Annotated in this window: 10 protein-coding genes and 1 pseudogene; 6 read left to right on the plus strand and 5 right to left on the minus strand. The window is 63.8% G+C overall.

The genetic code is table 11. The annotated features are described in order from the left end of the window. Nucleotides 1-184 precede the first annotated feature (184 nt). The 4 genes from CV770_RS11905 to mddA form a co-directional block, all read right to left on the minus strand. On the minus strand, nucleotides 185-1873 hold the full coding sequence (locus CV770_RS11905; protein WP_201759815.1) for an amidohydrolase: 1689 nt from the start codon (nucleotides 1871-1873) through the stop codon (nucleotides 185-187). A gap of 192 nt (nucleotides 1874-2065) precedes the next feature. Beyond that, nucleotides 2066-2821: a hotdog fold domain-containing protein gene (locus CV770_RS11910; protein ID WP_104462473.1), complete on the minus strand. Its 756-nt coding sequence runs from the start codon at nucleotides 2819-2821 to the stop codon at nucleotides 2066-2068. A gap of 8 nt (nucleotides 2822-2829) precedes the next feature. Further along, a complete protein-coding gene (locus tag CV770_RS11915; RefSeq protein WP_104462474.1) occupies nucleotides 2830-3807 on the minus strand; it encodes an NADPH:quinone oxidoreductase family protein in 978 nt (325 codons plus the stop codon). After that, nucleotides 3804-4595, minus strand: coding sequence for a methanethiol S-methyltransferase (mddA, locus tag CV770_RS11920; protein ID WP_104462475.1), 792 nt, complete (start codon nucleotides 4593-4595; stop codon nucleotides 3804-3806). The genes CV770_RS11915 and mddA overlap by 4 nt, the downstream gene beginning before the upstream one ends. Nucleotides 4596-4742: 147 nt before the next feature. On the opposite strand from mddA, the gene CV770_RS11925 reads away from it, so the two are divergent. Next, complete coding sequence (locus tag CV770_RS11925; RefSeq protein WP_104462476.1) at nucleotides 4743-6287, plus strand: bifunctional AfsR/SARP family transcriptional regulator/alpha/beta hydrolase; 1545 nt, start codon at nucleotides 4743-4745, stop codon at nucleotides 6285-6287. Nucleotides 6288-6408: 121 nt separating this feature from the next. Here the strand turns inward: CV770_RS11925 and CV770_RS11930 are convergent, their stop codons facing one another. Next, a complete protein-coding gene (locus CV770_RS11930) occupies nucleotides 6409-7086 on the minus strand; it encodes a TetR/AcrR family transcriptional regulator (RefSeq protein WP_165637738.1) in 678 nt (225 codons plus the stop codon). A gap of 246 nt (nucleotides 7087-7332) precedes the next feature. On the opposite strand from CV770_RS11930, the gene CV770_RS11935 reads away from it, so the two are divergent. From CV770_RS11935 to ntrB, 5 genes and pseudogenes are all read left to right on the plus strand, one after another. Then, nucleotides 7333-7875: an OsmC family protein gene (locus CV770_RS11935; RefSeq protein WP_091965522.1), complete on the plus strand. Its 543-nt coding sequence runs from the start codon at nucleotides 7333-7335 to the stop codon at nucleotides 7873-7875. A gap of 37 nt (nucleotides 7876-7912) precedes the next feature. Continuing rightward, nucleotides 7913-9044: pseudogene (locus tag CV770_RS11940) on the plus strand (acyl-CoA dehydrogenase family protein). A 52-nt stretch (nucleotides 9045-9096) separates the two neighbouring features. After that, complete coding sequence (locus tag CV770_RS11945) at nucleotides 9097-9975, plus strand: sulfurtransferase (RefSeq protein ID WP_104462477.1); 879 nt, start codon at nucleotides 9097-9099, stop codon at nucleotides 9973-9975. 118 nt (nucleotides 9976-10093) lie between these two features. Continuing rightward, nucleotides 10094-11470: a CmpA/NrtA family ABC transporter substrate-binding protein gene (locus CV770_RS11950; RefSeq protein ID WP_104462478.1), complete on the plus strand. Its 1377-nt coding sequence runs from the start codon at nucleotides 10094-10096 to the stop codon at nucleotides 11468-11470. Between the two features lie 169 nt (nucleotides 11471-11639). Continuing rightward, nucleotides 11640-12479, plus strand: coding sequence for a nitrate ABC transporter permease (ntrB, locus tag CV770_RS11955; protein ID WP_104462479.1), 840 nt, complete (start codon nucleotides 11640-11642; stop codon nucleotides 12477-12479). The last annotated feature ends 1 nt before the right edge of the window (nucleotide 12480 follow it).

The following is a 12480-nucleotide window of genomic DNA, read 5'->3' on the forward strand; positions in this document are numbered from 1 at the left end:
GTGACGGTCTCGTAGGGTGGGCAAAGCTTTCGACGTAGCTCGAAGAGCGAAGGCGAAAGCGTGCCCACCATCTCGACCGACGAGGCCGGGACCAGAGTCGTGGGCACGGCGCTGCGCGCCTTGCCCACCCTCCGAAACTCGTGCCGAATTTGGGCCAACCGCACCCTGGCCAATCAGCGCCGGTTCAGCGCTGAAAGACAACCTTGCCGCCGACCAGGGTCAGGTCCACCTTGATGTCCTTGATCTGCTCCTCCGGCACGGCCGTGTAGTCAGCGGAGAGCACCACGATGTCCGCAAGCTTTCCGGGCTCAATGGTCCCTTTACGTGCTTCATCGAACGTGTAGCGCGAGGCCGCGCTGCTGTAGAGCCGCAGGGCGTGCTCGCGCGTAATGGCTTCTGCCGCGCCGTAGATGTTTCCGTTGGGGTCCTTCCTGGTCACCATGATGTACATGTTGAGGAAGGGGTTGATCGGGTTGACGGGAAAGTCCGTCCCGGCACCGAGACTATTGAGCCCCATTTTTTCGATCAACGTCCTGGTCGGTACGGCGCGGTCAGCGGTCGCTTTTCCGAGAAATCGTTCGACGGTCGCTGCCTTATCCCACATGAAAGCGTTCTGGAAATCGACACGGGCTCCCAGCTTTTGCGCACGCTCCATCTGTTCTGGCCGGATCAGGCTGGCGTGAATGAGGACGAAGCGACGGTCTCGGATCGATTTCTCCTTATCCGCTGCCTCGAACGCATCGAGCACCTGGTCAATACCAAGGTCACCCACCACGTGGACACCGACCCGCCAGTCGTAACGGTTGCAGATGGAGATGAGTTGTTTCAATCGCTCAGGTGTCTGCTGCGCAACGCCATGATAGTTGTCATGTGAATCGGGATACACTTCGCGCATGAGCGCTGTCTTCAGCGTCATGCCGCCGTCGTAGAAGATCTTGATTCCCGCGAACTTCAGCCAATCGTCGCCAAAGCCGGAAGAGGCCCCGTTGCCTGCCATGATCGCTTCCCACGCGGTCAGATCGGCCGGGGGCTCCGGTCGAAACATCACGCCGGTGCGCAATGTGGCTTTCCCGGAGGCGACATGCTTCTGCAGCATGCGGATATCGCGTGCCTCTGTCGCGCCTTCGACCACGCTCGTGATACCGAAGCTGTTCAGCACACCTTCGGCAATCGTGAATTGCCGCATCTCATCGTCTTCTGTCCAGGGCGGCACCGCCTTCTCGACCCGATCGATCGCCGTCTCCACCAGCACCCCGGTCAATTCACCGGCCGCGTCGCGCTCAAACTTTCCCCCGCTCGGATCCGCGGTGGTCTTGTCGATTCCGACCCGCTGTAGAGCCATGCTGTTCGCCATCGAGAAATGCCCGACGGTGCGAAGATAGACCGGATTGTCTGGAGCAACGCTATCGATCTCCTGCCTGGTCAGATATCGCTTCTCGGCCAATTGTGAAGGCGGATGCCACGCGCCACCTACAATCCACTCGCCCGGCTTCTTCTTCGCAGCAAATGCCTTGATGGCCTCGAGCGCTTCCGCGACCGTCTTGGCTCGGCCCATGATGACGACATAGTCGCCCAGTCCAGCGGCCTTGAAGTGAGCGTGTGTATCGATCAATCCGGGGATGACGGTCCTGCCAGACACATCGAGCACGCGGGTCCGGGCGCCGGCGAGCGCCCTCACCGAAGCACTGGTGCCGGTTGCGACGATCTTTCCATCTGCGATGGCGACTGCCTCCGTGACGGTAGATCGGTCGTCCAACGTCAGAACCTTTCCGTTGATGAGGACCAGGTCAGGCGCGTTGAGCTCCGGCTGTTGCGCCTCAACATTTGCGACGCCAGCGAACCACATGCCCGCGGCAACGATTGCAAATGCCATTAACTTGCGAACCATCACGTCCCCCTGGATCTTGTTTTTCTGGACGAAGATTTTCAAGGGTATCTTTGATCAAACACAGGTTCAACGCTTCTCAAGGTCTGGCAGCGTCCACATGGTGGGCAAAGCGGATCGCGCCCCGGGCCAGCCGAGCGGCTGGCAGGCCCGGGCTGGTGCCAGGCGCTCGTGTCGCCCTTACGAAAGACGCCCGAGCTGCACGTCGCGCTCCACCGCAATCCATGTCGTCCGTGCCAACGCCAGCAATCTCCCGGCTTCATCATGAAGCGCGGCGTCGGCCATGCGCTTGCGGCCGTCGCGGCCGGTGGACCAGGCGGTGATGATGCAGCGCTCGCCGGGGCGGGGGCGGACTTCAATGCGGGCTGACATCCGTCCGAGCAGCAGCGGGGTCTTCTCGAAGCTGCCGCGTTGTGGATCGTAGTTGCAGGCAAAGCCGGTCGGGCAGTCGAGCGCGGACCAGAGGAATTCGGGCGCGATGAGGCCATCCTCGGCGGCGAGATTCGGATCGGGTGCCCAGCTCGCGGCGAGAACGGCGTTCCGCGCATGACGGCGGAGCGGGCCGGCGAAGATGCGCAGGCCGTCGCCTTTCGCCCTTGCGGGACCGCAGACGAAACAGTTTGGCAGCGGATGCTCGTGCGGATTGAACAGTGCGAGCAATTCGGCCGCGCGGGCTTCCGGCAAGTTAGCTGTCTCGATCTGCGCAAGCTCGACGCTCACGGCGCGCCCTGTCGCGACCACCTTGTCGCCGTCGCGGAGCTCCCATGTGTCGCCGTCCGTCGCGATGGCATCGAGCGGCGTGTCCAGCGGGGGCGGCGCGCGCAGCGTCACCTCCGCTGGCCCCGGAATATGGCGGGCGAGCCGGCCGCAGACATAGCCGCCATTTCCGGAATTCGGAGGACCGCAATAGCGCTTGTCGATGATGATCGGAGCCATGGCGCACTCTACCTGATCTTGAGCACAATTCGTCCCTGAACCGTGCGATTGGCCACGGCGCGCATGGCATCGCCGGCCTCCTCTAAGGGAAGGACGCGGTCGATGTGCGGACTGATCTGCCCTTCGGCCAGCAATTGCATCAAGGTGTCATTCATGCGCGCGCCCTCTGCTGCAAATTTCTCCGCCCAGGCGCCGGCAAAGACGCCGACGATGGAGAAGTTCTTCAGCAACGGCAGGTTCATCGGGATGGACGGAATCTCGCCGCCCGTGAAGCCGATCGGCATCAGCCGTCCGCCCCATTTCATCAGCCGGGCCATCTGCTCGAAAATCGTACCGCCGACATTGTCGAAGCCGACGTCGATTCCTTCTCCTGACGTGACCGACTTGATCCGGTCGCGCAGATCCTCGCCGCGATAATTGATGACCTCGCTGGCGCCGTAGCCGCGGACCAGGGCCGCCTTGTCGTCGGAGCCGACGCCGGCGACGACGCGCAGGCCGAGATGGCGGCCGAGGTCGACGGCGGCCAGTCCAACTCCGCCGGCAGCGCCGGTGACGAACAGCGTTTCGCCGCGCTCGGCTCGTGCCCGCTCGACCAGCGCATAATAGGCCGTGCCGTAATTGTGCAGGATGGTTGCCGCCGCCTCGAACGCGACGCCGTCAGGCAGGCGCACGGTCTTCGATTCCTTCGCGATCATTCGTTCGGCGTAGCCGCCGGTCCAGCTGCTGCAGGCCACGCGATCGCCTGGCGCGAACCTTGTCACCCTGTCGCCGATTGCGACGACGGTTCCGGAGGCTTCTGTGCCGGGCACGAAGGGCGTCTGCGGCCGCATCTGGTAGAGACCCGAGACCAGCAACTGGTCCATGAAGCTGACGGAGGCCGCGTGGACGTCGATGAGGATCTCATCGCCGGCAGGCTTGGGCACATCGATCTCACCGAGGCGCAAATCGCCGGGTCCGGTGAACGAGTGGCACAGAATGGCTTTCATCGGGGCGCTCCGATGCTCCGGGCCACGTCACGGTCTTTCGTCCGGGTCCGCGCGAAAAGGCGCGGCACCAGCATCGGAACGCGGCGGCGATACTGCCGATAGGTCTCCCCGAACTCCGCGATCAGATCCCGCTCTTCGAACTGCAACGCGGCCAGGATATAGGCGGTGTTCGCGAGCGCGAACAGCAGATGGCCGGCGGTCATCTCGGGCGTGGCCCAGAATGCGAGGAGGAAGCCCAGCATGATCGGATGCCGCACGATCTTGTAGAGCAGCGGCGCCTTGAAGGAGTGACCCTGCGGCTCGGTCCCGCGCAGCGCCGACAAGGCCTGGCGCAGGCCGAACAGGTCGAAATGATCGATCATGTGGGTCGAGGCGAACGCGGTCAGCCAGCCGAGCCAATGGACGCCGGTCAGCAACCACGCCACGATTCCGGTGGTCTGCCAAATCGGCATCGGGATCGGACGCCACTGCCAGAACAGCAGGAGGAGAATGAGGCTGGAGAGCAGCACATAGGTGCTGCGCTCGCAGGCCACGGGAAGAACTTTGGTCCACCAGCGTTTGAAGGCCGGGCGCGCCATGACGCTGTGCTGGATGGCAAACAGGCTCATCAGCAGCAGGTTGACGACGATGGCCTCGGTCAAATCTAAAGAGCTGCCGACGTCGATCGACTGATCGATCGACTTGGGTACGACATAATTGCCGACGAAACCGAGCGCATAGAGGAAGGACGCCGTGAAGACGGCATAGCTCACGATTGCGTAGAGCAGGATTGCGAGGCGCGAGAACATGGTTTTTCCTATTGTGCCTGATCCAGCGGTGCCGCATGCAGAGCTAGAGGCGGTCGCCGGCCAGCGGGCTCGATCTGGGCCAATGGCTACCGCGGCGCCGTCCCCTGTGCGTCCCCTGGGGACGTCCCAAGGGGTGAGAGGGTTTCCATGACAGCTTTCTCGCTGGAGACATTCGGGTTCCCGGAGGTCCATGCTGACGGCGGCCCGATCAAGTTGAACCTGCGCAAGGGTCTTGCGCTGCTCGTCTATCTCGCGGAGGCCAAGGCTGCGGTCGCGCGCGACGTCATCGCCACGCTGCTCTGGCCTGAGACCGATCGCGAGACGGGCCTTGCGCGGTTGCGGCGGCTGCTTCATCGCGTCGAGCTCGCGCTCGGCCAGCCGGTGTTCGAGACCGACCGCACCAGCGTGCGGTTGTCTCCGGCGGTCGTACTCAAGGTCGATGCGCATTCATTCGAGAGCGCCTGCGACCGCGGCGACTTTGAAGCGGCCTGCCGGGTCTATCGCGGCGACTTCCTTGCGGGCTTCGCTCTCGACGATTGCCCTGAATTCGACGATTGGGCGTTCTTTCGCCGCGAGGCGCTGAGAGGACGGCTGATGCATGCGCTGGAGCGTCTGGTGCAGGACAAGAATGCCGCCGGCGATCATTTTCCCGCGACCGCGTACGCGGCGCGCCTGGCTGAACTCGATCCGCTCAGCGAGGTCTATGGGCGGCATCTGATCCGCAGCCTGCTGCTGGCCGGCGACCGCAGCGCGGCCGAGCGTCATCACGCGGCCCTGACACAGCGGCTGCGGGATGAGCTCGGGATTGCGCCGGAGGCCGAGACCGAGGCGCTCATGAGTCCCGCAACGGAGCTGCACGCTGTTCCGATCACGAGCTACGTGAAGGGCGCCGGCGTGCATCTGGCATATCAGACCTACGGAAGTGGTCCGCTCGATATCCTGGTGATGCCCGGCTTCGTGTCACATGTGGAGCGGGTCTGGGAGAGCCCTGCAAGCCGGACGTTCCTGGCGTCGTTGATGAAGCTTGGACGGCTGATCGTTTTCGATCGTCGCGGGATCGGGTTGTCCGACCGGGTCGGATCGGCACCTGGGATCGACGTGACTGCGGAGGACATCGGCACCGTGCTGCGGGCAGTGGATTCGCGCCGCGTCGTGCTGTTCGGCGCCTCCGAATGCGGGCCGGCCTGCGTCAAATTTGCCGTCGATGAGCCGCGCCGCGTGGCCGGGCTCATCCTGTTCGGTGCGCTCGCCAAGGGATGTTGGGCGGAGGATTATCCGTACGCGTTGCGCGCCAGCCAGTATGACGCCTGGAGCAGGCAGCTCGTCGCGCAATGGGGCGGCCCGGTCGGGATCGAGACCTTTGCGCCGAGTCTGGCTGGTGATCCCCAGGCGCGCGCCTGGTGGGCCGGGCTATTGCGTGCGGCCTCCAGTCCCGGCGGCATCTCGGCCGTGCTCGAGGCCTTTCGCGATGCCGACGTGCGGCATCTCCTCTCGCAGATCGCGGTGCCGACGCTGGTGCTGCACCGACGCGGCGACCAGGCGGTGCGGATCGCGGCCGGCCGTGATATCGCGAGCCGGATCAGCGGAGCGGAGTTCGTCGAGCTCGATGGCAACGATCACTGGTTCTTTGCGGGTGATCAGCAGCCGGTACTGGGGGCGATCAAGCGGTTTATGGAGGGGATGAGGCCGTAGGGCTCGGTCTCGTAGGGTGGGCAAAGCGAAGCGTACCCACCATTTCTTTCAACATGCGCCGAGGCAGAGATGGTAGGCACGGCGCTTCGCGCCTTTGCCCACCTACGAGATCAGTGCAAGCTCACACCGCCTCCAGCTGATCCGCCGCGCGCTTCTTCTTCGCCTTGGACTGGCCGAGCAGGGGGCCTGCCGTCAGCGCTGCCGTATCTGCCACGCCGGGATCACGCGAGATCATCGCGGCGACGATCGCACCGTCGATCAGGAGGCCGAGCTGATGCGCGAGCACGGCGGGCTCGCCCGAGCCGAGCTCGCCGGCGAGCTTCTCGATATGGCCAAGCACGATCTTCTTGTGCTTCAGCGCGATGTTGCGGAACTGCTTGGAGTCCTTGTCGTGCTCGCCGACCGCGTTGATGAAGGGGCAGCCGTAGAACCGCTCTTCGGCAAACCAGCTCTTCAGAGCCGGGAAGATGCGCGTCAGCTTGGCCTGCGCGTCGCCGCCGCCGTCTTCCATGGCGCCGATGAACCATTCGCGCCATTGCTTGCCTTCGCTCTCCAGCACCGCGTTGACGAGGTTGGTCTTGGAGCCGAACAATTTGTAAAGCGTGGTCTTCGCGGTGCCGGCTTCCTCGATGATCGCATCGATGCCGGTGGCGTTGATCCCGTTCTTGCAAAACAGATGCGAGGCGGCGCTGAGCAGGCGCCCGCGCGCGGATTCGTCATCGCCAGCGCCTGAATGCGGCGCGTTCTTCTTCGACGATATCTTGTTCAGTGAGGGCTTGTTCAGTGAAGGTTTGGCCATGGATTGCAACTTAATCGCAGCCGCGCGGTATCATCAAGCCGCATCTGCTTCGCGCTAAAAAGATTCGCATCGACGATCTCAGCTGCATCGCCTTTGAGCAGAGCGCGGCTGATCAATCCGCAGGTACCCATCGCTAAGCGGCTCCAATGCCTCGCATTTCGTTTTCGGTCTCGTCTGGCACGCTCCATGCAAGGAAACAGACCGTTCGGTATCCTGCCGTTTTCCACGGCTGCCAGGGAGAAGATGATGACTGCCGTCGTTCAAAAGACAGTGCTGACGGGGTGCCTTGCGCCCATCGACAAGAATGGCCTCGAGCAACTGATCGCGAGCGGCAAGGCCAATCCAAAGGTCGTCAAGACCTTGAAATGCAAGACGGTCGCGGAAGGCAAATTCCGCCACGCCAACTACATCCGCAATCTGCCGCCCTATATCGTCGACGAGCCGCCGGGGCTGCTCGGCGACGACACCGCGCCCAATCCGTCGGAAGCCTCGCTTGCTGCGCTCGGTTCGTGCCTCGCCGTCGGCCTGCACGCCAACGCCGTGCATCGCGGCTGGATCGTCAACAAGCTCGAGCTCGAGCTCGAAGGCGATCTCAACATCACCGCGGTCTGGGGCACCGGCGATACCTCGGACAAGCCGGTCGGCTTCACCGACGTGCGGGTCAAGGTCGACATGGCCTGCGAGGGCGTCTCGCAGGACGAGATCAACGCGCTGGTCGCCCATGTGAAGAAATGGTCGCCGGTCGCCAACACCTTCACGCGCCCGGTCAATCTCGAGGTCGGCATCTAGCTGTTAGCAAAACCAGGACAAGGTGCGGGAGACGATCATGGGGTCACTGGCTTTATCGCGGGCCGAGGTTTTGGATCAGCCCGCACCGTCCATTGCAGGGGAGGTGGCGCGGATCGCGCGCGAAGATCTCGCGCCGCTTGCCGCCGGCATCGACGACGGCTCGGTCTATCCGGCCGAGGTGCTGCGCAAGTTCGGCGCGGTCGGCGCCTGGGGCAGTCACGTGCCGCACGAAGGTCCCGCAGATCTGCGCTGCGCGATCCAGGCGATGGCTGCTATCGGCGAGGTCTGCGGCGCGACGGCCTTCATGGCCTGGTGCCAGAACACGCTGGTCTGGTACGCGGCCAACTCGACCAATCTGAAGCTCGCCAAGCGCTTCGGCGATGCCTTCTCGACCGGCCGGGTGCTCGGCGGCACCGGGCTCTCCAACCCGATGAAGAGCTTTTTCGGCATCGAGAAACTGAAGCTGAAGGGGCGCAAGGTCGAGGGCGGCTACATCGTGCGCGGCGCGCTGCCCTGGGTCTCCAATCTCGGTCCCGATCATTATTTCGGCACCATCTTCGAGCGCGAAGATGATCAGGGCATCGCAGGCGGCGAACCGGGTACTGTGATGTTCCTGGCCGATTGCTCCGATCCCGCAATCACGCTGACGCCGTGCAAGCCGTTCATGGCGATGGACGGCACCGGCACCTATGGCGTGCAGTTCCGCGATGTCTTCGTGCCGGACGATGATCCTGGCCGATCCCGCCGGCCCCTTTGTCAAGAAGATCCGCGCCGGGTTCATCCTGCTGCAGGCCGGCATGGCGCTGGGCGTGATCCGCGACTGCATCAACATCATGGACGAGGTCGGTGGTCCCCTCGGCCACATCAACCGCTATCTGCCGCAGCAGCCGGTGCACTTCCGCGATCTCGCCGCGGAGCTCGAAGCCGAGACCATGGTGCTGGCGCGCGATCCCTACAACGAGGACGAGACCTACTGGCGCAAGGTGATCGCGCTGCGCCTGCGCGCCGGCGAGGCCAGCGTCGCGGCGGCGCATGCGGCGATGCTGCATTGTGGCGCGCGCGGCTATCTTAGGAGTCACCGCGCGCAGCGACGGCTGCGCGAGGCCTATTTCGTCGCGATCGTCACGCCGGCCACCAAGCAGCTGCGCAAGATGCTCGCCGATTACTGAGCTTCACGAGTCCACCCCAGAAGACCACTTAACCTCAACGGAGAGGCTGCCAATGACGGACGTTCTGATCTCTGCCAGCGAACTTGCCGATCTCTTGAAGCTCGAACCCTGTGTCGTCATCGACACCCGCAATCCCGATGCCTATGGCGCCGGGCACTTGCCGGGCGCCGTGAACGTGCACGAGATTTTCACGTTTCTTGCGACCTCGACGCCGGAAGGCATGAGCGAGCTGAAGACCAAATTCGCCGACGCTTTCGGCGCTGCCGGTCTCTCCGGCAAGGAGACCGCCGTGATCTACGAGCAGTCGATGAATTCCGGCTTCGGCCAGTCCTGCCGCGGCTACTATCTGCTCACGATGCTCGGCTATCCCAAGGTGAAGGTGCTGCATGGCGGCTTCGATGCATGGTCGGCCGCGGGTCTTCCGGTGACGAAGGATGTCCCGGCGCCGGCGAAGGCCTCGTTCGCGGTCGTGCCGGAAGCCGGCGAGATCCTGATCGATGCGAAGACCATGCTTGCCGCGGTCGGCAAGCCCGGCATCGCCATTCTCGACGTGCGCGATGTCGACGAATGGATCGGCGACAGCTCTTCGCCCTACGGCAAGGATTTCTGCCCCCGCAAGGGCCGCATCCCCGGTGCAGTGTGGCTGGAATGGTACCGCATGATGAAGCCGACCGCGGAAGGGCCACGCTTCAAGTCCAAGGACGAGATCCTGGCCGAATGCGCCACCGTCGGCATCTCGCCGACAACGCCGGTCTATCTCTACTGCTTCAAGGGCGCGCGCGCCTCGAACACCTTCCTGGCGCTGAAGAATGCCGGCGTGAAGGACGTGCGGATGTATTTCGGCTCCTGGAACGAATGGTCGCGTGACCCCTCGCTGCCGATCGAGCAGGGGTTGCCTATTGCTGCCCAGGTAACGGGCAAGGCGGCATAGAACCTGCATGTTTCTCGTGGCCCGGCTGCGCAAGCTGTAGCCGGGCCACGATGGAATTTTGACCTGACGCGGCGGACAACGGCATCCGCCGCGCAGTGTGACAAAGGGGCGCAGCAGCATGTCCACGTTCGACGATCCGTTTGATGCCGACCGCAATCTCCGGGCGGGCTGCGTTTGCGGCCAGCACCGTTCGGCTCGGGAGCATGAGCAGGCAGCGCTGCGCTGCGAGCCGGTCGAGAGCGAGGAGAAACGCTACGAGGGCGTGGTTGCCTCCGCAGTGATGCGCGCGATGTTTCCGCAGGATGTGGCGCGGCGGGCGTTTCTGAAGTCGGTCGGGGCGTCGACAGCGCTGGCCGCGCTGTCGCAGTTCTTCCCGCTGAAGACGGCGACCGAGGTTTTCGCGCAGGCCGGTACGCCCGAGAAGAAGGACCTCAAGGTCGGGTTCATCCCGATCACTTGCGCCACGCCCATCATTATGGCGGCGCCGATGGGCTTTTATGCCAAGCACGGTCTCAACGTCGAAGTGGTCAAGACTGCCGGCTGGGCCGTGATCCGCGACAAGACCATCAACAAGGAATACGACGCCGCGCACATGCTGGCGCCGATGCCGATCGCGATCTCGCTGGGCCTCGGCGCAAACGCCATCCCGTTTGCGGTGCCCGCGATCGAGAACATCAACGGGCAGGGCATCGTGCTGGCGGCCAAGCACAAGGACAAGCGCGACCCGAAGGACTGGAAGGGCCTGAAATTCGCCATCCCCTTCGACTATTCCATGCACAATTACCTGCTGCGTTACTATCTCGCCGAGCACGGTCTCGATCCCGATACCGACGTCCAGCTGCGCTCGGTGCCGCCGCCAGAGATGGTCGCCAATCTGCGTGCCGACAACATCGACGGCTTCCTCGCGCCCGACAACATCTGCCAGCGCGCGATCTATGACGGCGTCGGCTTCATGCATCTGTTGTCGAAGGAGATCTGGGACGGTCATCCCTGCTGCAGCTTCGCCGCCAGCCGCGAGTTCATCACGTCAGCGCCAAACAGCTTTGCGGCGCTGACCCGCGCCATCGTCGATGCCACCGCCTATGCCTCGAAGGCGGAGAACCGCAAGCAGATCGCGGAAGCGATCGCGCCGGCCAACTACATCAACGCGCCGGTGACCGTGCTCGAACAGGTCCTGACCGGCACCTATGCCGACGGTCTCGGCGGCGTGAAGACCGATGCGAAGCGCGTCGATTTCGATCCGTTCCCTTGGCAGTCCTTCGCGGTGTGGATGCTGACGCAGATGAAGCGCTGGGGCCAGATCAAGGGCGACGTCGACTACAAGGCGGTGGCCGAGCAGGTGTATCTGGCGACCGACACCAAGAGGCTGATGACCGAGATGGGGCTGACGCCGCCGGCGAGTAGCTACAAGTCGTTTGCGGTGATGGGCAAGACTTTCGATCCGGCCAAGCCGGAGGACTATGTCGCGAGCTTCAAGATCAGGAAGTCGTCGTGAGAAGCCGCGTTCTCTCCCCAGCGTCGTCCCGGCGAACGCCGGGACCCATAACCACAGAGAGACGCTTGGCGAAGGCTCGCTGTTCGGTACGCCCACCGAGTGCGATCGATAGATTTCGCGGTATGGGTCCCGGCGTTCGCCGGGACGACGGGTGGAGAGGCCTTGAGCGATGAGCTCCTCCCTCCGTCTCCGCGCCGGTCTCGTCTCCATCGCGCTGCTCGCCGCCTTCCTCGGCATCTGGCATCTCGCCACGCGCTCCACAGGCCCCGTCGCCACGATGAGCCCTGAATACGCCAAGCTGATGGGGCTGACCGCGACGCAGGGCAAATCGGCGATGCCCGGACCGCTCGATGTCGGCGCCAAGCTGTGGGAGCATCTGAGACGGCCGTTCTACGACAACGGGCCCAACGACAAGGGGCTCGGCATCCAACTCGGCTATTCCATCGCGCGCGTCGGCACCGGCTATCTGCTGGCGGTGCTGGTCGCGATCCCTCTCGGATTTCTGATCGGCATGTCGCCGTTGCTCAGCAAGGCGCTCGATCCCTTCATCCAGGTGCTCAAGCCGATCTCGCCGCTGGCCTGGATGCCGCTGGCGCTCTACACCATCAAGGATTCCTCGATCTCGGCGATCTTCGTCATCTTCATCTGCTCGATCTGGCCGATGCTGCTCAACACCGTGTTCGGCGTTGCCAGCGTGCGCAAGGAATGGATCAACGTCGCGCGTACGCTCGAGGTCGGCACCGTCAGGCGGGCCTTCACCGTGGTCCTCCCCGCAGCGGCGCCGACGATCCTGACCGGCATGCGCATCTCGATCGGCATCGCCTGGCTCGTGATCGTCGCCGCCGAAATGCTCGTCGGCGGCACCGGCATCGGCTATTTCGTCTGGAACGAGTGGAATAATCTGTCAATCACCAACGTGATCATCGCGATCCTGCTGATCGGGATCGTCGGCATGCTGCTCGACCAGATCCTGGCGCGCTTCACGCGCATGGTCACGTTTCCGGAGTAGG

It is taken from the genome of Bradyrhizobium sp. AC87j1 (genome assembly GCF_002936975.1).
Lineage (GTDB): Bacteria > Pseudomonadota > Alphaproteobacteria > Rhizobiales > Xanthobacteraceae > Bradyrhizobium > Bradyrhizobium shewense.